The sequence below is a fragment of the Salipiger sp. PrR003 genome, from assembly GCF_010500785.1.
GTDB lineage: Bacteria > Pseudomonadota > Alphaproteobacteria > Rhodobacterales > Rhodobacteraceae > Salipiger > Salipiger pacificus_A.
Map to the genome: position 1 here is coordinate 29,420 of NZ_JAAGOV010000028.1, position 24,114 is coordinate 53,533.

Annotated in this window: 15 protein-coding genes and 1 pseudogene; 11 read left to right on the forward strand and 5 right to left on the reverse strand. The window is 66.7% G+C overall.

Features of this window, described 5'->3' with window-relative positions; translation table 11 throughout:
* Positions 1–164 precede the first annotated feature (164 nt).
* Complete coding sequence (locus G0D83_RS05385) at positions 165–1,439, forward strand: MgtC/SapB family protein (RefSeq protein WP_164190332.1); 1,275 nt, start codon at positions 165–167, stop codon at positions 1,437–1,439.
* Here G0D83_RS05385 and G0D83_RS05390 read toward each other — a convergent pair.
* Positions 1,436–4,147 carry an HAD-IC family P-type ATPase gene (locus G0D83_RS05390; protein ID WP_164190335.1) on the reverse strand — a complete coding sequence of 904 codons (2,712 nt, stop codon included), beginning with the start codon at positions 4,145–4,147 and terminating at the stop codon, positions 1,436–1,438. The two genes, G0D83_RS05385 and G0D83_RS05390, sit on opposite strands and share 4 nt — an antisense overlap.
* A 542-nt stretch (positions 4,148–4,689) precedes the next feature.
* On the opposite strand from G0D83_RS05390, the gene G0D83_RS05395 reads away from it, so the two are divergent.
* Together G0D83_RS05395 and G0D83_RS32700 are read left to right on the forward strand one after the other, a co-directional pair.
* Positions 4,690–5,256: a hypothetical protein gene (locus G0D83_RS05395; RefSeq protein ID WP_164190337.1), complete on the forward strand. Its 567-nt coding sequence runs from the start codon at positions 4,690–4,692 to the stop codon at positions 5,254–5,256.
* Between the two features lie 523 nt (positions 5,257–5,779).
* Complete coding sequence (locus G0D83_RS32700; RefSeq protein ID WP_370457170.1) at positions 5,780–6,820, forward strand: response regulator transcription factor; 1,041 nt, start codon at positions 5,780–5,782, stop codon at positions 6,818–6,820.
* A gap of 70 nt (positions 6,821–6,890) precedes the next feature.
* On the opposite strand, the gene G0D83_RS05405 is transcribed toward G0D83_RS32700, so the two are convergent.
* Complete coding sequence (locus tag G0D83_RS05405; RefSeq protein WP_164190341.1) at positions 6,891–9,191, reverse strand: TRAP transporter fused permease subunit; 2,301 nt, start codon at positions 9,189–9,191, stop codon at positions 6,891–6,893.
* Between the two features lie 77 nt (positions 9,192–9,268).
* Positions 9,269–10,324, reverse strand: coding sequence for a TAXI family TRAP transporter solute-binding subunit (locus tag G0D83_RS05410; RefSeq protein WP_164190343.1), 1,056 nt, complete (start codon positions 10,322–10,324; stop codon positions 9,269–9,271).
* Positions 10,325–10,465: 141 nt separating this feature from the next.
* On the opposite strand from G0D83_RS05410, the gene G0D83_RS05415 reads away from it, so the two are divergent.
* The 3 genes from G0D83_RS05415 to G0D83_RS05425 all read left to right on the forward strand — a co-directional run bounded on the left by G0D83_RS05415 (position 10,466) and on the right by G0D83_RS05425 (position 13,503).
* The gene (locus G0D83_RS05415; RefSeq protein WP_164190345.1) at positions 10,466–10,975 is read left to right on the forward strand and encodes a MarR family winged helix-turn-helix transcriptional regulator; all 510 of its coding nucleotides are present in this window, start codon (positions 10,466–10,468) and stop codon (positions 10,973–10,975) included.
* Positions 10,972–12,618 (forward strand): sulfatase-like hydrolase/transferase, encoded by a 1,647-nt coding sequence (locus G0D83_RS05420; protein WP_164190347.1) that lies wholly within the window; start codon positions 10,972–10,974, stop codon positions 12,616–12,618. Before G0D83_RS05415 ends, G0D83_RS05420 begins: the two co-directional genes overlap by 4 nt.
* Positions 12,619–12,720: 102 nt before the next feature.
* Entirely contained in the window at positions 12,721–13,503 is a 783-nt protein-coding gene (locus G0D83_RS05425) for a hypothetical protein (protein ID WP_164190349.1), read from the forward strand.
* Between the two features lie 173 nt (positions 13,504–13,676).
* On the opposite strand, the gene G0D83_RS05430 is transcribed toward G0D83_RS05425, so the two are convergent.
* Complete coding sequence (locus G0D83_RS05430; RefSeq protein ID WP_164190352.1) at positions 13,677–15,977, reverse strand: molybdopterin cofactor-binding domain-containing protein; 2,301 nt, start codon at positions 15,975–15,977, stop codon at positions 13,677–13,679.
* Positions 15,978–15,980: 3 nt separating this feature from the next.
* Entirely contained in the window at positions 15,981–16,433 is a 453-nt protein-coding gene (locus G0D83_RS05435) for a (2Fe-2S)-binding protein (RefSeq protein WP_164190354.1), read from the reverse strand.
* A 295-nt stretch (positions 16,434–16,728) separates the two neighbouring features.
* Between G0D83_RS05435 and G0D83_RS05440 the strand changes: the two genes are divergently transcribed.
* The 5 genes and pseudogenes from G0D83_RS05440 (at position 16,729) to G0D83_RS05460 (ending at position 24,027) form a co-directional block, all read left to right on the forward strand.
* Positions 16,729–17,853 carry an ABC transporter substrate-binding protein gene (locus G0D83_RS05440; protein WP_164190357.1) on the forward strand — a complete coding sequence of 375 codons (1,125 nt, stop codon included), beginning with the start codon at positions 16,729–16,731 and terminating at the stop codon, positions 17,851–17,853.
* The gene (locus G0D83_RS05445; protein WP_164190359.1) at positions 17,846–18,913 is read left to right on the forward strand and encodes an iron ABC transporter permease; all 1,068 of its coding nucleotides are present in this window, start codon (positions 17,846–17,848) and stop codon (positions 18,911–18,913) included. Before G0D83_RS05440 ends, G0D83_RS05445 begins: the two co-directional genes overlap by 8 nt.
* Entirely contained in the window at positions 18,907–19,704 is a 798-nt protein-coding gene (locus G0D83_RS05450) for an ABC transporter ATP-binding protein (protein ID WP_164190361.1), read from the forward strand. Before G0D83_RS05445 ends, G0D83_RS05450 begins: the two co-directional genes overlap by 7 nt.
* A gap of 104 nt (positions 19,705–19,808) precedes the next feature.
* Positions 19,809–19,946: pseudogene (locus G0D83_RS32705) on the forward strand (IS21 family transposase); the annotation flags it as partial.
* 481 nt (positions 19,947–20,427) lie between these two features.
* Positions 20,428–24,027, forward strand: coding sequence for a PD40 domain-containing protein (locus G0D83_RS05460; RefSeq protein WP_164190366.1), 3,600 nt, complete (start codon positions 20,428–20,430; stop codon positions 24,025–24,027).
* Positions 24,028–24,114 lie beyond the last annotated feature (87 nt).

The following is a 24,114-nucleotide window of genomic DNA, read 5'->3' on the forward strand; positions in this document are numbered from 1 at the left end:
CGAAGGCTTGGAGTCAAATCCCCGAGATGATGCCGTTTGCGCCGATCCGCGGCAAGCATGGTGAGCGTAGACGCGCTCTGACCGCCAATTGATCTGGATCGTCCCGCGGCTCCCACACTCTTGGTAGGCTGGACGAAATCTGATGAGGGACCCCTGCGGCCACCATGACGGATATGGAACTCCTGCAAAGGCTCGGGCTCGCGCTGGCGATCGGGCTTCTGGTCGGTCTCGAGCGTGGTTGGCACGGAAGGGCCGAACGCGAGGGCGCACGGGTCGCCGGGGTCCGGACCTTTGCGCTCGTCGGTCTGACTGGCGGCGTGGCGGGCGCTCTGGTGCCGGTTTCGGGAGTCGTGCTGCCGGCCGCGGTGCTGCTGGCGCTGAGCGGCCTGCTCGCGGTGAGCTACTGGTTCACCCTGCGGGCAGAGGGCGATGCGGGGCTGACCACCGAGATCGCGATGCTTCTCGTCTTTTTGCTCGGCGCCACCTCGGTGCTGGGCGAAATGGCCCCCACCGCCGCGGCGGGCGTGATCTGCGCGCTGCTGCTGTCGCTGAAATCCCGGCTGCATGGCTGGGTGGCGCGCATGGACGGCGGAGAGCTTTCGGCGGTGCTCAAGCTCGCGCTCATCTCTGTGGTGGGGCTGCAGTTGATGCCGGACCGGGGCTACGGGCCCGGGGGAGTGCTCAATCCCTACGACCTTTGGTGGGCCGTCGTGGTGGTCGCCGGTCTCTCCTTCCTGGGCTACGTGGCGATCCGCCTCGGTGGGGCGAAGCTTGGCATGCTGCTGACGGGCCTCTGCGGAGGGCTCGCCTCGTCGACCTCGACGACGCTGGCCTTGTCACGTGTCGTGCAGGCGCAGCCCAGCCTTGCGCCGATGGCGGCGGTGGGCATCGTCGCGGCGGGTTCGGTGGCGTTCCTGCGCGTATTGGCGCTGGTCGCGGTCTTTGGCCCTGCGCTGCTCGGTGCGCTGGTGCTGCCCGTGGCGGTCATGGCCGGTGTCGGGCTGCTGGCAACCATAGGGCTTTCGGTGCGCGCGCCGACGGGCCCAGCGACGGACGAGCCGGTCGAGGGGCTCGCGAACCCGCTCGAGCTCGGGGCGGCGCTCGGCTTCGGCGGGGTACTCGCGGCGGTGCTGCTCGGGGTGCATTACCTTCGGCTCTGGCTCGGAGAAGCGGGAGTCTACGCGGCAGCGGCGTTGTCGGGGCTGACGGATGTGGATGCGCTGACCATCTCGGTGTCGCGGCTCGTCGGGGCGGACCTCTCGGTGTTTCACGGGGCGGTGGCGATTTTCATCGCGGTTTCGGTCAACTCGGTGGTGAAGGCGGCGATCAGCCTGGTTGTCGGGAGCCGCGCGCTGGGGCTGCGGGTGCTGCCGGTCTACCTGTTGACGATTGTCGCAGGCGGCGCGGTGCTGATGCTCGGAGCGCCTGCGCCGCCCTAGACGGCGCGCCGCGCGCCGAGACGCCGGAGCCGCAGCTGCTTCTCGCCCTCCAGCAGCATTAGAAAGACGATGCCGATCCCGAAGGCAAGAAGCCCGTCGGCCAAGGGGACCGGCGCGGTGTGGAAGATGGGCTGCATCACTGGCAGGTAGGTGATCGCGCCTTGCGCGCCGGCCACGATCAGCACGCAGGCCCAGATGACCGGCGTGCCCCGGGCGGCCTTCAGGGTGAGCGAGCTGCCGTGGATGTTGCGGATGAAGAAAAGGTGGAAGGTCTCGAGGATCACCATCGTGTTCATCGCGGTTGTCTGCGCAAGCGCCACGGGATGGCCGCGAGCGATGGCGTGGAAATACATCCCGAAGACGGCCAAGAGAAACAGCGCCGAAACGAGCACGATGTGCCAGACCAGCGTGCCCGAGAGCAGCGGCTCCGCGCGGGGACGGGGCGCGCGGTGCATGGCGGCTTCCTCAGGTGGCTCGAAGGCGAGCGCGAGCCCCAGCGTACCGGCGGTGATCAGGTTGACCCAGAGGATCTGCACCGGGGTGATCGGCAAGGCCATCCCGGCAAAGAGCGCGACCACGACCGTCATCGCCTCGCCGGTGCTTGTGGGCAGGGTCCAGCTGATGACCTTTTGAATGTTGTCGTAGACCGTGCGGCCCTCGCGGATCGCCGCCACGATCGAGGCGAAATTGTCGTCGGCCAGCACGACGGCGGCGGCCTGCTTGGCGGCCTCGCTGCCGGTCAGCCCCATGGCGATCCCCGCGTCGGCCCTTTTGAGAGCCGGGGCATCGTTGACCCCGTCGCCGGTCATGGCGACGGTCAGCCCCTGCGATTGCAGCGCGGTGACTAGGCGCAGCTTGTGGGCAGGCGAGGTGCGCGCGAAGATGTCCGTCCCGACGACTGCCGCGGCCAGCGCGCCATCGTCCATCGTCTCGATCTCAGCGCCGGTGAGCACCCGCGTGATGTTCTGCAACTCGATCGCGCGGCCGATGGCGCGGGCGGTCGCGGCGTGGTCGCCTGTGATCATCTTCACCCGGATGCCGGCGCTCCTGCATTCGGCGACGGCGGCGATGGCTTCGGGGCGGGGAGGGTCGATCAGGCCGATGAGACCGATGAAGGTGAGCTGCCCGTCGAGATCGGCCTTGTCGAGTACGGTTTGCGCGGGCGGCACCGCGCGCTGGGCAATGGCAAGCACCCGCTGCCCTTCGGCGGCGAGCCGTTCAACCATCGCCTGCCAGTGGTCTCGGTCGAGTGGCGCCACGCCGCCGAAGTCGCTGCGCTGGTCGCGGCAGAGCGCGAGCACCGCCTCGGGCGCGCCCTTCAGGTGGATCTGCGCATGTCCCTCGTGATCGTGGTGCAGCGTGGCCATGTAGCGGTGCGCCGCATCAAAGGGGATGGCGTCGGTGCGGCTCCACTGGTGGAAGCGGGCGAGGCCGGCGCCAGTGATCTTGCCCGCCAGCGCCAGCAGCGCGCCTTCCATCGGATCGCCCTCGACCTGCCAGCCGGTCCCGGCGTCCTGCAGCAGCGCGTCGTTGCAAAGCGCAGCGGCGAGGGCGACCTCGGTCAGAACGGTGTGCTCGTCCGCTGAGACCCGGTTGTCCTGCCAAAGGATCGCGCCCTCGGGAGCATAGCCGTCACCGGCCACCGTATAGAGCCGCCCGGCGGCGGCGAGGCTGGCGACCGTCATGGCGTTGCGGGTGAGCGTGCCGGTCTTGTCCGAGCAGATCACCGACACCGAGCCCAGCGTCTCGATGGCGGGCAGTTGACGCACGATGGCATTGCGCCGCGCCATGGTCCGCACCCCGACGGCGAGCGTGATGGTCAGCACGGCGGGAAGCCCCTCGGGGATGGCGGCCACCGAGAGGCCGACGATCGCCATAAAGAGATCGCCGAAGGGGAGGTGCCGCACGAGGCTGCCATAGCCCAGCAGCACCACCCCGGCGATGAGGATGATGCCGGTGAGCCACCGGGCGAAGCGGTCCATCTGCGCCAGCAGGGGCGTCCGCACGGTCTCGACGCGCGCAAGCATCCCGCTGATCTGCCCGATCTGCGTCGCGGGGCCGGTCGCGGTGACGACGCCTGTTCCGGTCCCGGCGGCGACCGTCGTTCCGGAATGCAGCATCGGGCTGCGATCGCCGAGCGCACTGTCCTCGGCCACCGGGGCGGTGCTCTTCTCGACGGGGACCGACTCGCCGGTCAGCACGGCTTCTTGCACCTTCAGCGCATGCGCTTCGAGCAGCCTTAGATCGGCCGGCACCAGGGCCCCCGCATCGACGAAGACGATGTCGCCGGGCACCAGCCCTGCCACTTCGATGCTTTTCCGCTTGCCGTCCCGCAACACCAAAGCCCGCGGCGCCAGCATGCGGCGGATCGCGTCCATGGCATCCTCGGCGCGTCCCTCCTGCACGAAGCCGATGACTGCGTTGATCAGCACCACCGCGAGAATGACGCCGGTGTCCACCCAGTGGTGCAGGGCTGCGGTGACCATGGCCGCGCCGATCAGCACGTAGATCAGCACGTTGTTGAACTGCCTCAGGAAGCGCAGGACCGCGGGGCGCTGCGCCGGTTCGGGGAGCACATTCGCGCCATACCTGGCCTGGCGCCGCGCAGCCTCGGCGGCGCTGAGGCCCGAGGCCGCGGTCTCGAGCCGGTCGAGCGCGGCCCCGGGCGGAAGCGCGTGAAGCGGGGGACTGGTGTCTTGCGGCTGCATCGGAGCGATCCTTCCGGCAGAAAGAGAGGCGTTCGCCCGCCCGCAGAACGGCAGTCCGCGGCGAACGAGGGATTGGCTAGGCCAATGGTACCCCGCGGCGGCGCTTTCGCACCTTTTGTCTCGGACTCGCGAAGAAGACTCGCAGCGCGCGATCGACGATGATGTCGCTTGGCCCGGTGATCCGCCGCGCGAAACTCGTCTAATCTTTCGGCTAATACGTCGCCCGAGGGCGTTTCTCCTTTCGATAGGGGCGCGCAGACTTCTTGCGCGCTCCGCGGGCCCGGTGCGCAAGGAGGCTCGAAAAGTCCTTTGAGTTGAGTGAGCTCCGAGCGCATAGGGGGCATCCGCTCCGCGGCCCAGGCAGCCCATATCGTAAGAGTCCGGGGGGTTTCGTTATTGCAGAAAAATTTGCGCCCATTCGCATTACCATTGTGTGCGACGGAATTGAGAGTATTCGAAGGAGGGGCGAATTGTATTGGGCAGCTTTAGCACGCGCCGGCAGGATGCTCCAAAAAGGAGATTGGTCCGAAAAGACGATCGCCATGGTCGTGGACTACCTGGAGCATCTGGCTGAAACAGTCGCAGGCGCACTGGGGGCGGCTTCGGAGCAAAGCCCCTCTGCCATGGACGTGGAGATCGGGGGCACCGCGGAGGCGGGGGGCGAACACACCCGGGCGAGCGCAGATTTGACCGCGGAACTCAGCGACACGGATTATGGGTCTTTCGCAGTTGGCAGCGGGACGTTTTTCGCTGCCGCCGAGGGTGGGGCTGAAACCGCAGCGACGAACGCATATTGCGATGTCGAGGGCGCGGACTTCGTCTTCACCCGGACGACGACCACGACGGGCGAAAACTGGTCAGAAACCAGGACCCAACTGATCGCGGTGGACTTTGCCTGCATCGACACTGGCAGCACCCTGATGATCACGCCCGAGAGCAGCTATCTCCTCGATAGCTACCAGCAGGTCGAAAGCGGGAATGTCGCGACGGTGAATTTCGATGTGGCCGTCAGCGCGACGCATACCGATGCCGACGTCAGCACCGGCGCGATCGCGATCGAGGATACCTATTCGGGTTCGTCGATCGATGCATCGCTGGCCATCGGTTGAGCGCGGCCGGCGAGTCGATTGAGTCGGGTGGATTGAGGGCCGCAGGCCCTGCGACGGAGGGCGCTGGCACAACGCGATGAAGCAAAGTGCGGGCAGAAGGTGCCTGTCGCACGCGGCGGACTACCCTGCGGCCGAGATTCTGGATTTCGATGCTTAGGCCACGAAGCGCCACCTTGAACGTCGGTCAATGATCCGAGGTAACGCACGAAACACAAACGATAAGCGATGTACCTATCCAATCCCAATTCCACGCTGGGCCGTCATGTCTAAAATTTTCGAGGGCCCGGCGCTCAGCGACAATCCGCCAAGGCCGCGCTGAGAGATATATTCCGAGGCGTTCAAATTCATCGCGGTGCTATACTTGAAGTTGTAGTGAGCTCTTCAAGAATTTGCATATTTTCGAGAAAGAAGATTCTGAAATTCATCTTTAATGAGATCCCGCTCAACAAGGGACACAGCACGGAAGATTGATGCAGTGAGCATTTCAAATTCAAAGGAGCCCATCCTCTATATCGTGGATGAGATGCCCCTGACGCGCGCACAGCTTTCCCAATTTCTTTCGGGGTTTGCGCGGCTCCACGGGTTGCGGATCGAAGAGATCGCCGCAAGTGAAGCCGGCGACATCTTTCCGCAGGCGACGGGCGGTATGTGCGTGATCAATACCGGCGCCAGCACCAGCGATGAGATATGGTTCGGCATCGTTCGCACGCTCAGCCAGACGGCACGGTTTGGACCCGTCGTGCTGTTCTGCGAAGCTGCAAGCGCAGAGTTCGTGCGCGGCGCGCTCCAGGCCGGGGCGCGGGGGGTGGTTCCGGCATCGACCAACCCGGCGGTCGCTCTGAAATCCCTGGACCTGACCCTGCACGGGGGCATCTTCGTGCCACCGTCGGTGCTTGATCTGCTGCAATCCTCGGAGCCTTCGAGAGAGCCGGGCGCCGCGCCGTCCGGCGATCCCGAGCAGTTGCCCGACCTGTCCGGGCGGACGTCCGGCGACCATGGCGCCGCGCCCCGCACCGTCGCGGCTGCCCCGCGTATGAGCCCGCGGCAGACACGGACCGAGCAGGCCGGAGACCCCGGCGACGCAGCAGAAAGCGACGAGCCTGACCTCGCCGATCTGACACCACGCCAGTTGGCCGTGCTGGACCACCTCGGCAAGGCCCGTTCCAACAAGGAGATCGCCCGCGTCCTCGACACCACCGAAGCGACGGTGAAGCTGCACGTCCGGCAGGTGATGCGCAAGCTCGGGGCAAAGAACCGCACGGAGGCCGCGCTGATCGCCGCGCGCCGCGAACTCGCCAAGCGTCCGACGCCGCGGCTGCGGAGCGTGCCGGTCCCGGACCCGGCGACGCCTGCCCGCACGCCGATCTACCAACCGCTGCCGAACCAGCGCAACCTGCATGCTGCGGCGCTGCTCGCCGACGGCAAGAACCCGGCGCCCGGATTTTTCACCGCCGCTCGGGAAAAGGACGGCGATACCCGCGCGGCCGAACATCTGCGTCGCATCGAAAAGAGCGCGACCATGCACTTCCCCGGTGTCTTTCCCGGCCCGGGCCGCTTGAGCTGAGGAGGTCTCCGCGCTGGCGCGTCTTGCGCTCTGGTTGCCCGGGGCGCGCTGAACGTGGCTGTGGGAGGCGTCAGACCGGCGTGCGTGCGGGCTCGCCGCGCGCCGTGATGGCGTGCAGGACCATCAGCCCGACCCCGAGGGCCAGCCCGAGCGTCATGAGCGGCACCGTCTTCCACAGGATGAGAACCGCAGCGACCAGCCGGAGCACCTGCTCCCAGCGGGCCAGGTCCCGGCGGTCGAAGCGGGTCAGCGCCGAGGCAAGCAGGTAGAGTGCCAAAATCAGCCGGGCGCCCAGCAAGAGCAGGGCGGTGATCTCGACCTCACCGCTGTAGCCTTCGATCAAGGCCCGCCGGCCCATGTCGTCGGTGATCGTCACCGCTTCTTCGATCAGCAGCAGCTCGGGGTACCAGGCAAAGACGAAGGGGATCGCGAACATGACGATGCCCACGCGCACGGCAGCAAGCCCGGTGCGCATGGGCTCGGTGCGGGTGATCGAAGCCGCGGCGAAGGCGGCAATGGCGACCGGCGGGGTGATCGCCGAAGCCACGGCGAAGTAAAAGACGAACATATGCGCGGTGAAGAAGCTGACGCCAAGGCTCGACAGCAGCGGGCCGAGCAGCAGGGCGACGTTGACGTAGGCGGGCACGGTCGGCATGCCCATGCCGAGCAGGATGGCGCAAAGCATGGCGCACACCAGCGCCAGCATCAGGTAAACGCCGCCGACGATGGGAATCTCGAGGCCGAAGAGATGCAGCACTTGCGCGCGCTCGAGCCAGGTGGTGACGGCGCGGGTCAGCTCTCCGGTCAGGCCGCTCTCGTTGAGGAAGGCCGAGATGATCGACACGGCAAAGAGCAGCAGAAACAGCCGCGATATGAGGATGCCGCCATCCGCGAGCGATAGCAGCACCTTCGAGGGTTTTGCGCGGGTCTCGGGATCGAGGAAGAGCAGCGGCAGCAGCACCGCGACCGCCCACCAGCCTGCCGAGACTGCGTCGCCGGTGGCATTGGTGATGATCTGGGTCACGAAGTCCGGCAGCAGCGCCGCCACCATGCTGTCCCCGATGGTGTCCTTGGAGCCGAGGAGCAGGAAAAGGATGGTCAGGATCGGCAGCACGATGATCACCAGGTTCAGCCAGTCCTGCCGGTGCATCACCAGGTCCTCGGGGAGCTCGCGCATGGCCTCGATCCGGTCTTTGCGGGCCTGGAACATCACCGCGAGGAAAATCGAGAAAAAGAACGCCAGCGCCGGCAGGAAGGCGGCGGTGATCACCTTGGTGTAGGGCACCGCCGTCAGCGCCACGAGGACAAAGGCCGCAACCCCCATCACAGGTGGCATGATCTGCCCGCCCGAGGAGGCGGCCGCCTCGACGCCGCCCGCGAACTGCGGCGAGAATCCGTTGCGCCGCATCATCGGGATGGTCAGCCGCCCGGTGGAAAGCACATTGGTCACCGGCCCGCCGGTGATCGTGCCAAAGAGGGCTGAGGAGACGATGGCCGCATGCGCCGGCCCGCCGCGCAGCCGGCGCGTCATCCGCACGGCAAGCTTGATCAGCGAGGTGCCTCCGGCCGAGGTGCCGAAGAGCGCGCCCAGCACCACATAGGGGAAGACCTGGTTGACCACGATGTCCATGAACCGCCCCATGAAGCCATCGGGGGTGACAAAGACATTGGTGGCTTTCTGGATGGCAGCGGCGCGCACGTCACCGCCGTCGGCGCCGAGCTTGGTGAGCAGGAAGCTGTTGTCCGACAGATCGAAAATCCAGATCAGCGCGGTCGCAACCGTATAGAGCACGACGACGCTTGCCACCGCCACCAGCGGCAGACCCCAGACCCGCATGTTGTAGAGAAAGAACAGCGTGATGATGGTGAAGAGCAGGGGGATGATCCAGATACCGAAGCGAGCCTGGCAGGCGGGAACCTCGGCCTCGAAGGAGATGCCCGGGATCACCCCGGCCGAGCGCTCGGCGGCCTCCTGGATGAGCCGCGCGCGCTCGCCGGTGATCTGGTCGATGAGGCAGATCGAGTCCACCTCCACCAGAAAGCCCACCGCCGCGAGCAGGGCGGCGAGGATCAGCCCCGCGTCGAGCAGCGCGCCGAGCCAGGCGCGCTCCGGGTGGTCCCATTTCCACTCTCTATAGACGCTGGAGTCGAGCGCCACGATCAGCATCATCACCAGGAAGACCGGCGGGTAGAAATACTCCGGCGGAAAGCCCGACACCCGGAAAAACGGCCGTCCGGTCGCCTCGCGCGCCCAGTCCTGCAGGCCGGGGATCTCGGGCATCGTGTTGATCATGCCGACGATCACCAGGATCACGGCGAGGACCAGGGCGATCCGCTTGCCCAGAGGGCGGGTGATGTCTTGCTGCGTCATGTCACCGAGGCCTTGCTGGGGCGGGGTCGGCGGGGCCATCGGGGCGGCCTCGCCGGATTTCTGGGATCAGGGCCTGTTCAGGGGCGCAGGCAGTCGGCGATGCTGTGGCCCGCCTCCTCGAACGCGCGGATGGCGCCGGGGTGCATCTTGATCTGCACCGCACCACAGGCACCCTGGCTTGTGCCGTCGATGTCGCCGAAGCTCATTCGGGCAAAGGGGCCACGTGGCGAGCCGGTGATGAAACGCTCCTCGCCGCCGAGGTAGGCCTTGGTGATCTGATAGACGAGCTCCTCGTCCAGCCCGGCGGGCACGATCTGGCCGAAGGCGGTGGCGAAGCTGTCGAAGGTGTCGTCGTCGGTGACCACGGTGATGTCGTTGCCCGCGTAGGCGGCGCGGAAGTCCTCGATCGGCACCGAATAGGGCGCATGGCCCGGCGCGGCGACGATTTGCTGCCCAAGCTCGCTGGCGAGAAGATCCGAGGGCACGTCGTGGATGGTGATCCCGCCCGCCGAGGCAATGGCGATCTGGCGACCCGAGGGCAGACCCTCGGGAATGGTCCAGACGTCCGCGCCGCCGCCGGTGATCGTCGGTACGGTGTCGGGCCAGTCGGTCTGGATGCCTTCGTAGCCCTCGCCGTCCTTGAGGCCCGAGAGCAGCTGGATCATTGCCCGGCCCGACGTCAGCGCGGCGCCGCGCGGCGGGCCGTTCCAGATGCGCTTGCCCGACATGTCGCGAATGTCCTCGACCGGGTTGCTGTTGTAGTAGCCGAGGATCTGCGCCGAGCCTGCGTTGAAGAAAATCGCGCGAATGTTCGAGGCCAGCTCGGCGCCCCGCTCCGGGCCGACCCCGGCGTAGGGGCCGATGCCCCGCGACAGCAGGAAGGGCAGGATCAGCGGGGCAGGGGCCATGTCGAGCCGGCCCTCGGCAACCGCGAGCACCGAATTGGTCAGCGTCGCGCCCTCTGTGATCTGCATGGTCGCGACACCGGCGCTGTCGAGCACCGCGGCAAGCGTGGAATCGATGTAATGCGGTGTCGAGCCGGGCGTCGTGGTTTCGGCGGTCAACGTGGCCTGGGCCGAGGCCAGCACCGGCGCGAGCGCCAGAACGCCGCCCATGAGCATCTGTTTGAGCATGGTTCCTCCCTTTGGTCACCGCCCTCCTCCAAAGGCGGACGCCCCGCGGTTCCCGGGGACGTAGGGGAAACGCTCGCAGAATATATATGACTTGTCACGTATTATTTATTCGGGCTTTATCGGGGCAACGGGAGGCTCATCATGACCAATGCGAGCAAACGGGATGCCGCACGCATCGCGCAGCGCCGGGCGCGGGAGGACTACAACGTCTTTTCCCGCCTGCCGGCGATCTACGCCGCGTCGCGCTCGCAGGGGCAGCAGTTCCTGCAGCGGGGCGGCGGGCTCTCGATCGTGGAATGGCGCACGCTTTGGGATCTCCACGAGGTCGGGCCGATGACCATCCGCGATCTCGCGGCGACCCAGCGGGCAGATCATTCTCTGCTGAGCCGGGCGCTGCCCGAGATGCGGCGCAAGGGCTATGTGACCATGCGCCGGGATGAGGGCGACGGGCGGCAGACCATTGTCGAGATCGCTCCGCCGGGCCGCGCCGCCTATGCCCGTGCGGCGCCGGTGATGGCGCGCCGCCGCGCCGCCCTGCGCGAGGTATTTTCCGAAGAGGAAATCAGGATCTTCGTGGGTTATCTCGACCGGCTCGAGACCTTCCTGCGCAGACCCGTGGACGACGTGCTGACGGAGGAAAGCGCAAAGTGACCAAGCCCCCCAACGTTCTGTGGATCATGGCGGACCAGCTCCGCTTCGACTATCTCAGCTGCACCGGCCACCCTTACCTGCATACGCCGCATATCGACGCCCTGGCGGCGCGGGGGGTGCGCTTTTCCAACGCCTACGTGCAGTCGCCGGTCTGCGGCCCGTCGCGGATGTCGGCCTACACCGGTCGCTACGTGCGCAGCCACGGGTCGACCTGGAACGGCATGCCGTTGCGGGTCGGCGAGCCGACGCTGGGCGATCACCTGCGCGAGGTGGGCGCCCGCGCGGTGCTGGTGGGAAAGACCCACATGACCGCCGATGCCGAGGGAATGGCCTGGCTCGGCATCGATCCGGACAGCGAGATCGGGGTGCGTGTTTCGGAATGCGGCTTCGAGCCCTTTGAGCGCGACGACGGTCTGCACCCGGACAGCCCGCGGCAGAACTGGTCCGCCTATGACGACTACCTCGTGGCGCAGGGCTACAGCTCCGAAAACCCCTGGGAGGATTTTGCCAACTCGGGGCTCGACGACGATGGCGAGTTGCTCTCGGCCTGGCTGCTGAAGAACTCGCGGCTTGCCGCCAATGTCCCCGAGGAGCATTCGGAAACCGCCTATATGACCGACCGCGCGATGGACTTCATGCGCGAGGCGCAGGCAGACGGCCGCCCCTGGGTGTGCCACCTGTCCTATATTAAGCCGCACTGGCCCTATATTGTGCCCGCGCCCTACCACGACATGTATGACGAGAGCCACATCGTGCCGCCCGTCCGCTCCGAGGCAGAGCGCGAGACCGATCACCCGCTGCTGCGCGCCTACCACGGCGCAAGGGTCTGCCGCAGTTTCTCGCGCGACCCTGTCCGCGAGCACGTGATCCCGGCCTATATGGGTCTGATCAAACAGCTCGACGACAACCTCGGGCGGCTGTTTGCCTGGATGGACGCGGAGGGGCTGAGCGAGACCACCATCGTCGCCTTCACCTCGGATCACGGCGATTACATGGGCGACCACTGGATGGGCGACAAGGATTTCTACCACGAGATGGCGGTGAAAGTGCCGCTGATCATCGCCGACCCGCGCCCCGAGGCCGACGGCACGCGCGGCCTTGTGTCGGACGCGCTGGTCGAGATGATCGACCTTGCGCCGACCTTCATGGCCGCGCTCGGCTGTCCGCCCAAGCCGCATGTGATCGAGGGCCGCGACCTGACGCCGATCCTGCACGGCACCGGAGACATCTCGCGCCGCTATGCGATCAGCGAACACGATTATCACTGGTCCGACATGGCCCGCACCCTCGGCCAGCCGCAGGAAGAGGCGCATACGGTGATGATCTTCGACGGACGCTGGAAATTTATCCGCTGCGAGGGGTTCCGGCCGGTTCTTTTCGATCTGGAGACGGACCCCGGCGAACTGGTGGACATTGGCGCCTCGGAGGCACCGGAGCATGTTCAGGTCCGCGCGCGACTGGAGGCGGCGCTGCTCGACTGGTCCCGGCGGCACCATACCCGTATCACCGCCACGCCCGCAGTGCTGGCGCGGCAGAAGGTTGCGGCGGAGACCGGCATCCTGATCGGTTTCTGGGACGAGCAGGAGTATCACGAGGCAACGGGCAAGGCCTTTGACAGCCTGAGGCCCGTGGGCCGCCGGTAGCGGCTCGGCACGCGCGCAGGGTCTTGCGACCTGCGCGGCGGTTCGCCTTGTCCGGGGGCCTTGGATGCGCTAGCCCGGCCTGCGTGTATAGGGGGAAGCGCCATGGCAAAGGCGATCGAAACGCTCGAGGTCGGCGAGCTGCGGTTTCTGACCACGCACCGCACGCTGGCGCTCGTGGCGCGCACGCTGAGCGGCAGTCTCGCCACGCTCTCCGAGAGTTTCGGCCCCACCGACATCTGGCTCGGCGCGCATCGCGCGCGGCGGATTCCACGGAGCCGGGGGCGGCGGCTCGTGGTGGTGCAGACCGAACAGATCCTCGACGCGGACGGCCGCGCCATAGAAACCAAGCTGACCCGCAGGCGCATCGCGCGGCTGGCCCTGCAGGCCGACCTCTTCGTCGATTGGAATCCCCAGAACCGGCCATTCTACGGCCTTCTGCCGCGGCTTCTGCCCCGGCGGTTCCTCTTCGGCCCCTATGTTTTCGGTCCGGGTCCGCGGGCGCAGAGCCCGGGCGAGGGGCTGGTCTTTGTCGGCAATCTCAACGCCGAGCGGCAGGCCAAGCTCGCGCAGATCCGGGATGTCCGCGCGCTGCCGATGAAGGCGGGCATCGACGAGATTGACCAAGCCATTGCCTCGGGGGCGGCGATGCTCAACCTCCACTCGCTTCCCGGGGCCTATACCGAGGTGCCGCGGGTTCTGATGGCGCACCTCGCGGGCAAGCCGCTGGTCTCCGAGCCACTCGCGGCGCCCTTCGCGGCAGGAGAAAGCTACCTTCTGCCAGACGCCCCCCTCACCGCCGAGGCCTTGGCCCAGGTCTGGCAGGGGCTGAACACCGTGGCGGCGCGCTATCCGATCACCGAGATGCTCCGCACCCCGCGCCGGTGATTTGGGCGCAGGTGCGAGGAGGCAACTCCCATTTCATGAAGAAGGGCCCCGCGTGAGGCGCCACGTTCCATCCTGAGATGCGGTCTCGCACCGCCGAAGATCGGCTCTTCGAGCGGCGCATCGACTCATGTTTTGTAGCCCGCACCCGCGAACCAGGCGCGGGCCCGCATGTCCTACGCCTCCACGCCCATGGGCAGGTGACGGCGGCGCTCGCCGGTCGCGGCGAAGAGCCCGTTCGCGATGGCCGGTGCGACAGGCGGCACCCCCGGCTCGCCCACGCCGGTGGCGTGCACCGAGAAGGGATGCGGCACGATGTGGGTGACCACTGTCGGGAAGTTGTCGGAGCGGACGACGTCGTAGTCGTAATAGTTCGACTGCATCACTGCCCCGTCCTCGAAGGTGATCCCCGAATGCAGCGCCACTGTCATGCCCATGACCGCCGCGCCCTGCAGCTGGCTCTCGATGCGCTCGGGGTTCGCCGCAAAGCCGCAGTCGATCGCCATGTGCATCTCGGGCACGGTGATCCGCCCGTCCGCCACCTTTACCCGCGCCGCGCAGGCCACGTAGGAGACGAAGCTTCGGTGCACCGCGAGGCCGATGCCCTCGCCCTCGGGCAGTTCCTTGCCGTAGCCGATGCCATCGGCGGCGATATTGAGGACATCGGCGAGCCGCCCGGTCTCGATTGGGAATTCGGCGATGGGCTCTCCGTAATTCCAGAAGTCCTCGGGCAGGCCAGCCGCCTTGAGGTCGAGGCTGCGCGGCGCGCCGATCAGCTCGAGCCACATCTGCCGCTGGTCCTTGCCGAGTTCATGCGCCAGTTCACCTACGCAGGAGCCGATGGCCCAAGCGTGCGGAATGTTCGAGACCGAGCGGAACCAGCCGATTCTCGTGTGGGCCAGCGCCTTGCCATGTTCGCAGCGGATGTTGGGCAGATCGAAGGGCAGGTCGGTCATCCCCATCGCCAGCTCGAGCGGCAGCACGTTGCCCTCGTCGGGGGCGAAGGTCGATAGGATCGACGGTGCTACCGAGCGGTGCCGCCAGCCCGTGACCCTGCCGCTCTCGTCGAGCGCGACGTCGATGCGCTCCGCCGAGGTCGTGTGGTAGAAGGAGTGCTTCACGTCGTCCTCGCGCGTGCATTGCACGCGCACCGGGGCGCCGATCTCCTTCGAGAGAAGCGCCGCTTCGGCGACATAGTCAGCCTTGGATTTCCGGCCGAAGCCGCCGCCGAGCAGCGTGACGTTCACCCGTACCATCTCCGGGTCGAGCCCGACCGCCTTGGCGGCATCCTTGCGCGTGGTGTAGGGGCTTTGCACCGGCGCCCATATCTCCAGGCCTTCGGCGGTGTAGTTGGCGATGGCCGCCGGCGGCTCCATTGGGATATGCGCGACATGGTCCTGCGTGTAGGTGCCGGTGAAGGTCTTCGCGGCACCGGCAAGCGCGGCATCGACGTCGCCCTGGTCGCGGGCAACGGTGCCGGGCTGCTCGGAAGTCGCGACCATCTCGGCCATGTAGGGCTCGGAGCTGTATCCGCCGTGCGGCCCGGGCTCCCATGCGACTTTCAGCCGTTCGCGTCCCTGCGTTGCGGCCCAGGTGTTGCTGGCCACCACGGCGATCCCGCCGAGAGGGGCGAACTGCGTCGGCATCGAGGCATAGGGCAGTTCGTGCACGCTTTCGACTCCGGGCACTTTCAGCGCTTCGGCGGCGTCGAAGGAAAGCGCCTTGCCGCCAACCACCGGAGGTCGGGCGATCACCGCGTATTTCATCCCGGGCAGGATCACATCGGCACCGTAGACCGCACTGCCGGTGGTGATGTCGTGAAGGTCGGTGATCTGCACCTCGCCCCTGCCGACGTAGCGGAACTGGGCTTCGGTCTTGTAGGTGACCTCCTCATGCGCGGGTACCGGCTGGGCCATCGCCGCCGCGGCCAGTTCGCCGAAGCCGAGGCTCTGGCCCGAGGGGCCCTTCACCTCATGCATCTCGACGGTAACTTGCGCCGGATCGACGCCCCACTCCTCGGCGGCGGCGCGGGCGAGCATGGTACGCACCGCGCCGCCGATCTTCCGCGCCATCTGTATGTGGTGGCGCATCGAGCGCGAGCCGTCGGTGTCCTGGTTGCCGTATTTCGGCTCGTCGCCAGGGGCCTGCACGATTTTCACGCGGGACCAGTCGGCCTCCATCTCGTCGGCCATGACCATCGGGATCGACGTCCGGCTGCCAGTGCCCATCTCGGAGCGATGGGCGACCAGCGTGACCGTGCCATCTGGGTTGATCGACACGAAGACCAGCGGATCCTCGACGATCCCGTGCTCCATGCCCGAGCCACCGGTGTCATAGGTCTCGAAGGCGCGGGCAGGCATCGCATAGGCGGCCAGCGCAAAGGCGCCGGTGGTCCCCAGAAAGCCGCGGCGGGTCACCTTGGCGAGCCGCACGCTGGCGGCGCCTGTTTCGAGAAGCGGTTCAAGATATTTCAGCATGGCTCAGATCCCCGTGCTGGCGTGGCGGACGGCATCGACGATGCGCTGGTAGCAGCCGCAGCGGCAGACGTTGCCGGACATGGCGGCGAGGATCTCCGCGTCGGTCGGCTTCGGGGTCTCGCCAAGAAAGGCCGCGGCCTGCATAATCTGGCCTGGCTGGCAGAAGCCGCATTGCGGCACGTTGAGATCGCGCCAGGCAACTTGGACGGGGTGGTTGCCCTCGGCGTCGAGCCCCTCGATCGTTGTGACCGCCTTGCCGTCGACAGCGCGCAGGCTGGTCTGGCAGGCGCGCACCGCCTTGCCCTCGACATGCACGGTGCAGGCCCCGCAGAGCCCGGCGCCGCAGCCGTATTTCGTGCCGGTGAGCCCGGCGATATCCCGGATGGCCCAGAGAAGCGGCATGGTGGGATCTTCGTCGAAGACCTGCTCGACGCCGTTCAACGTAATCGTGGTCATTTCTTCCTCCCGCGGTGCAACTCTTGGCGGCCGGAATGAAACGGGCGATCGAAGAAGAGGGAGACGCTCAGTTCAGAATCGCCGCCTGGTTGCGCAATACTAGCATAAAACGGGCGCTCACTCAGCAGTCGCAAGGTCCGTGGCGACCGGTGTTGCCAGCCCTTTCGGGTCTGGTCATCCCGCCTTCGCCTTCCCATCGCGAAAAAATGACTTTTTCAGTAGGGAATTATTGTTGATTCATTTAGTCAAATAACTTAGGCCCGCCGCGAGTTCGACCTGCGTACAGGATAGTTCGATGATGCACCGTCTTGCCGGCCTCGCGGCCCTGATCTTCACCCTTCACGCCGGTGCAGCGCTGGCCGATCCCGTGACCTTTACCGACATCGCCGGGCGCGAGGTCACCGTCGAAGCTCCTGTGGAGCGCATGATCCTCGGCGAGGGGCGGCAGGTCTATCTGCTTGGCATTCTCGACCGCGAGGATCCCTTCGAGCGCGTCGTCGGTTGGCGTCAGGACCTGCTGGAGGCGGACCCCGCCAGCTACCACATCTACGCCGAGAAATTTCCGCAACTGAAGGATCTGCCCACATTCGGCGGTTTCAAGGACGGCACTTTCGACGTCGAGCAGGCTGCAGCGCTGAAGCCGCAGCTGGTGCTGATGAACCTCGAAGCCAAGGCGGCGACCGAGGACGCGGGCTACGACGAGAAATTGGCCAAGCTCGGCATCTCGATTGCCTATGTCGATTTCCGCGAGGATCCGATGGCGCATAGCGTCGAGGCCATGCGCATCATGGGTAAGGTGACCGGCAAGGAAGCGCAGGCGGAAGAGTACATCGACTTTGTCGAAGCGCAGATGGCCCGGGTGACCGACACGCTTGAGGGTGCAGAGTTCGACCGGCCCAAGGTCTTTGTCGACCGCGCGGGCGGCTACTCGGACGATTGCTGCATGACCTTTGGTCCCGGCAACTTCGGCGACTACGTCGAGATCGCCGGGGGGACAAATATCGCGGGCGATATCCTGCCCTCGACCTTTGGCACGCTGAATCCCGAGCAGATCATTGCCGCCAATCCCGACCAGGTGATCGTCACTGGCGGCCAGTGGGACGCTTACGTTCCCGGTGGCAACTGGGTCGGCATGGGGCCGGGCTCTGACATGGACGTGGCGCGCGGCAAGCTCGAGGCGCTCACCCAGCGCACCGCGATGACCGGCATCAATGCCGTCGAGACCGGCGAGTTCCACGCTATCTGGCATCAGTTCTACGACAATCCGTATTACTTTGTTGCCGTGCAGAAGATCGCCACATGGCTGCATCCCGAGCTTTTCGCGGACCTCGACCCCGAGGCGACGCTGAAGGAACTTCACACGCGATTCCTGCCGGTGGACTACACGCCTGGCTACTGGGTCTCGCTGAGCGATGACTGATCTCGGGACCGCAACCGGATCGGAGACCGGGCGCGATTTCTATCGCGCCCTCGTGCTTCGCAGGCAGTTGATCCTGCTGGGCCTCGGCCTTGCCCTCGGGCTGGCCTTCTGCGCCGATCTCGCGCTTGGCCCGGCGCGCTATGCGCTGGCCGATGTGGCCCGCACGCTGGTCAGCCCCGGCTCGGTGGATGAGCGCATGAAGGTGATCGTCTGGGATATCCGCATGCCCGTGGCGCTGATGGCGCTGGTGGTCGGCGCGAGCCTGTCGGTCGCAGGCACGCAGATGCAGAGTATCCTCAACAACCCGCTCGCAAGTCCCTTTACGCTGGGCATCTCGGCGGGGGCGGGCTTCGGCGCCGCGCTGGCGCTGGCCTTTGGCGTGGCGCTCTTTCCTTTCGCCGTGGACTACATCATTCCGGTCAACGCCTTTCTGATGGCGATGCTGACCGCGCTGGCGATCTACGCGCTGAGCCTGCGGCGCGGTGTGACCAGCGAGACGATTGTCCTGCTCGGTATCGCGCTTGTCTTCATCTTCAACGCGCTGATGTCGCTGATCCAGTTCTTTGCCAGCCAGCAGGCGGTGGCGGCCGTGGTCTTCTGGACCATGGGCAGCCTCACCAAGGCCACCTGGCCAAAGCTCGCCATCGCCTCGGCCGCCCTGGCGCTCTCGCTGCCGCTCCTGACTCGACGGGGCTGGGCGCTGACCGCCATGCGGCTCGGCGATGCCAAGGCCGAGAGCATGGGGGTGCGCCCGGGCCGGGTGCGGCTTGAGGTGCTGATGATCGTCAGCCTGCTGGCCGCGATCTCGGTCTCCTTCGTCGGCACCATCGGGTTCATCGGGCTCGTCGGCCCGCACATCGCGCGGATGCTGTTGGGCGAAGATCAACGCTTCCTGCTGCCCGGTGCGGCGCTGTCGGGTGCGCTGATCCTGTCGGTAGGCTCGGTGCTGTCGAAGATGGCCATCCCCGGCACGGTGATCCCGATCGGCATCGTCACAGCGATCGTCGGCATCCCCTTCTTCCTCTACCTCATCCTCAGCCGGAGGGGCAGCGCATGGTAAGCCTCGAGCTGCGGGATTTGGGCGCCAGCTACGGCGGGCGCGAGGTGCTGTCGGGCATCACGACGCCCAAGCTGACCGGCGGGCAGGTGGTTTCTCTGCTGGGGCCGAACGGGGCGGGCAAGTCGACGCTCTTTCGCCGTATCTTCGGCATTTTGAAGGGGGCGGGCGAGGTCCGCATCGAGGGTGCGTCGTCACCCCGTCCCATCGCCTACATGCCGCAGGATGACGGCGGGCGCCCGGCGCTCTCGGTTTACGAGGCGGTGCTGCTGGCGCGCATGCAGGGGCGGCGGCTGCAGGTCTCGGGCGAGGATCATGCCGAGGTCGACCGGGTGATCGCCCTGCTTGACATGGGGCGACTGCGCGGCCGTCCTGTGGGCGACCTCAGCGGCGGCCAGCGGCAGATCGTGGGCGTGGCGCAGGCGCTGGTGCAGCGTCCGCAGATCGTGCTGATGGACGAGCCGACCTCGGCGCTTGACCTGTCGCGGCAGATCGGACTGCAGACGCTCATGCGCAGCCTCGCACGCGAGCAGGGGTTGCTGGTGATGATCGCCCAGCACGACCTCGGTCACGCGCTGCGCTTCACCGACGCCTGCCTGGTGATCGCCGAGGGCGGACTCGCGGCCTGCGGGCCGACGGGCGAGGTGATCACGCCCGCGCTTTTGCGCGACATCTTCGAGGTCGAGGCGCGGGTCGAGCGCTGCTCGAAGGGCATCCCGCAGCTCATGGTGGATCACCGCCTCGGGGATCTGGGCGTGAGTGCTGGACGTAATCTCCCCAAAAGCGCTGGATAAAATTTCCCCAGTTTGGCGCTGTTGACGATGGTCCGGGGGGCATGCCCCCCGGACCATCGGCGACGCAGAATTATCCCTGCTGATGCCAATGGAAGGGCGCGCGGGTGGTGGAACTGAGGGAGATCGTGATGATCTTGGAATTGAAACGGCAGGGCCTCGGCGTCAGCGCGATCGCGCGGCAGACCGGGCTGGATCGCAAGACGGTGGGGAAACACCTCGAGCGCGGGCTCGAGGTGCCGGTCTAGGGGCCGCGCGAGCCGGAAGCGCGGCTGGCGCAGGAGTATCGCAATTGCCTGGCCGGGGTTCTCTGCCCGGCGGTTGCACCGCGCGATCAAGGCGACGCTCTCCGAGGAGGCCCGGCACCGGATCGAGGCGCTTCAGTGGTGCTACGACCCTGCGGGGCTCTTCCGAAGTGCCCGTGTCGACGCGGCTCTCTCCCTGGCATGAGAGCGCCCCCCGGCCTTTGCGCCGGGCGGATGCCGACGGGGCGAGCCCTGCAGTCACGACATTCGAGCGCCCCGGCAGCGCCGGGGCTTTTGCTCTTCGACAGGGCAGATCGAGTGCGGGACCCCGCGTCTGCCACCGACCAGAGGCCATTTCGATGGTCCGCCTTGACCGAGGTCAACGGGAAGAGCGCGCGCGCGTGGTCTCATGCGGGGATCCCCGAGACGGACGACGCCAGGGGATCGAAGCACGTCAGGCAGACCAAGGGAGGGCTGGGTCATGGCGACGCAACTGAAGGTCGTATCGGTGGAGCGGGTTTCGGTAGGTGGCGACGGCGAGCAGGGCGAAGGCGCGAGCATTCGCGGGGTCTTCAGCGCGGACGGTGCCAAGCTGCTGATGCAGTCCGGCGCAGGCTTCGTCCCCGATGATCGGAATTCCTACGGCGACATCTATCTCAAGGAGATGGCCAGCGGCGCGATTGAGCGGCTCACGCTTGATCCGGGCATCGCGGACCCCGAATCGGGAGGCTACGAGCCCGCGATTTCCGCCGATGGCTCCCGCGTGGCCTACACGTCGACCTTCGCTGTCACGATCGGCGGAATTACAGGTCCGCAGGAGACGGTGGTCTTCAAGGACCTGATCACCGGCGTGGACAAGCTGGTCTCTGCCAGCGCCGCCGGTGAGCCGGGGAATGACGCCAGCTTCTACGCGCATTTCTCGCCCGACGGGACGCAGATCGCCTTTACCAGCTACGCCACCAACCTGGTGCCGGGCCTTCCCATGGTCGGTGACGCGGTCTTCCTCAAGGACATCGCCAGCGGCGATATCCGGATGCTCTCGAGCAACGCCGCGGGCGAGGCTGCCAACAACTACAGCGTCGGGGTCGGTTTCACGCCGGACGGTTCGAACTTCGCCTTCTCGAGCCTTGCGGACAACCTGATCGAAGGTGACGGCAACGGCGTGCGCGACATCTTCACAAAGGATCTGACCACCGGCGCGGTGCGGCGCCTTTCGGTCGGGGCGGATGGGACCGAGGGCAATGGCGACAGCTCGGAAGGCAGTTTTTCGCCCGACGGCAGCAAGCTGCTGTTTGCCAGTCGCGCGACGAATTTCGTCGCAGGCGACCGCAACGGTTCGCAGGACCTCTTCATCAAGGACCTCGTGACCGGAGAGATCACGCTGGCCTCCATCGACAGCCTCGGCAATCAGTGGGAGGCCGACAGCTATGGCGGGGTGTTCTCTCCGGACGGCACGAAGATCGCCTTCTACAGCGATACCGCCGAGCTCGCGCTGCGCGATGACAACGGCGCGCAGGATGTCTTCGTGAAAGACCTCGTCTCGGGCGCGCTCGCCGTGCTGTCGGCCAATGTCGCGGGCGAGATCGGTGACGCGCAGAGTTTCTGGCCGCAATTCGTGCCGGATGGGTCGGGCGTGCTGTTCACGAGCTACGCGAGGAACCTCGTCCCGGACGACACAAACGGCGAGCGTGATCTCTTCATTGCCCGCTTCGAGGAGCAGCAGCTCGGAGGGCCCGTGCAATGGAGCAAGGCCGAGGGCGGCAATGGCCATTGGTATGAATTTGTCGAGGAGCCGCTGGCTTGGGCCGAGGCCCGGGCCGACGCCGAGGGTCGCAATCACCTTGGCCTGCCGGGCTACCTGGCGACGATCACCTCGGAGGAGGAGAATGCCTTCGTGCTGTCGATGACGCCGCCCAATGTCTGGGTTGGCGGGTCTGATGCGGCGCGCGAGGGGATCTGGAGCTGGACCGGCGGTCCCGAGGTGGGGCAGGTGTTCTGGAGCAGCTCCGGCGGCGCCACCGGCTACGTCGACTGGGGCGGGGACGAGCCGAACGACGTGGGGGGCGAGGACTACCTGCTGGCCCATGCGCTTTATCCGTCTGGCACCTGGGCTGACGCCGGGGTGCCGCCGAACCCCAATTCGCGCTTCGGCTACGTGGTCGAGTACGGCGCGCAAGGCCATTGCTTCGCCGAGATCGCGCCCGGCCGGACCGAGGCCGAAGCGCTCGGCATCGAAGGCGGCTTCGCGCCGTCGCACAATGTCTGGGCCTCGGGCGGGGCCTATCTGCAGGCCACGGGGTCCGGCGAGGCGATCGCCACCGGCAGGTTCTCGGGGCCCAAGGGCACCTACAGCCTGACGATCGGCTATTTCGACGAGACCGATGGCGCGAGCCGGATGCGCGTCCTCGTGAACGGCGTCCAGGTCGACGACTGGCTCTGGAACGGGACCTGCGGCGACGCCATCGTCACCGGGGCCGGCGCTGCCGAGCGCGTCATCGAGGACCTCGATCTATCCCCGGGCGACAGGATCGAACTGGTCGGCACGCCCAGCGGGGGCGAGCCGCTGCGGACCGACTATCTTATCCTCACGGACAGGCTGCTCGATGTGGTCGGGAGCGAGGGTGCCGACCGGCTGAAGGGAAGCGATGCAGACGAACGGCTGCTGGGGTTCGGCGGCTCGGATCGGATCGAGGCGCTCGGCGGCGAAGACCTGATCTTCGCCGGTTCCGGGGCGGACACGGTCCGCGCCGGAGAGGGCGACGACACGATCTTCGGGGGGCCGGGGCTCGACGTGATCTATACCGGACCAGGGGCCGACGTGGTCGTGCTTTCCGATCTCAAGCATTTCGACAAGCTCTACGATTTCGAGGTCGGCGTGGACAGGTTGCGCGTTGAGATTGACGGCGTCGAGACCGATGATCTCTACGTCAGGAACTGGCGGCTGATGGCACGGAGCTGCGGCGAGGACGTTCTGCTCGCCTATATTCCCGATGCCTATACTGCGCGCGCCAGTGTCGCCGACCTTTTGCAGCCCGAGGTTCCCGCGGATGGCACAACGCTGCACCGCCTCGAGTTCGGCACCGACCAGAAGGGAGAACTCTCGTTCCTGGAGGATGTCGACCGGTTCCGTTTTGAAGCGGAGGCCGGGAAGTTCTATGTCTTCACGATGACCGGTGATCCGGCGTCGGACCGGCCGATTGCCGCGCCGCGGCTCGATCTGCATTCGGCGGAGGGGGCGTTCCTTGGCAGCAGCAACGATAGCGGCGCGCCGGTGGCGCAATTGCCTTTCCTCGCGACGGGGAACGGACCGCTTTTTGTCGACGCCTATGATCTCTACGGCGGAGAGATCGGGGGCTACATCCTGTCGGTTGGTCTGGCCGAAGATCTCGACCGCATCGCGGGGCATGTAAGCACCGATGCGGTGCTGGGGGTGACCGCGGCAGTCGAGAGCGATCTTGGCTACCCCGGTGACATCGACTGGTTTCGCGCGGAGATGGCGCCGGGCTCGCTCTACCGCGCGGAACTTTCCAGTGCGCCGGGAACGAACCCCTACCTGTCTTTTGTCGACGCATCGGGCGCGGTGCTCGCGCGCGGCTACGGCGGCACATTGGCCACGGTCTACTTTCGTGCCCCGGCCGAGACACCGGTCTTCGTGCAGGTCGACGCGGATTCCGGCCACGAGGCTGGAACTGGAGTCGGCCCCTACCAGCTGACGCTCGCGCGCGCCGATGCGATCGACGCGATCCCCGAAGATGCTTCGACCTCGACCACGCTGGATGTGGGAGAGACCCTACGCAGCGATATCGCATATGCCGGGGACGAGGATTGGGTGCGTGTGTCGCTCGAGGCCGGGCGAAGCTACCAGTTCGACCTGAGCGGCGTCGCGGACCGGGACGACCCGCTGAGCTATCCGGAACTCGCGCTCTACGACAGCACCGGCGGGCTGCTTGCGGCGGACGACGGCGACGCCGGCAGCGCTGCGCACCTGTCGTACATGGCCGAGGCGGATGCGCTGGTCTTTGCGGCGGCGCGCAGCGTCTATGCGTATTTCACCGGAGATTACGCGCTCGGGGTGTCATGACCGGCAGCGGCGACGGCCCATCGGTCGGTCGCCGCGGGCTCCCTGCTGCAGGCCTGCCACGGGCCCGGCCGCGAAACACCCATACCG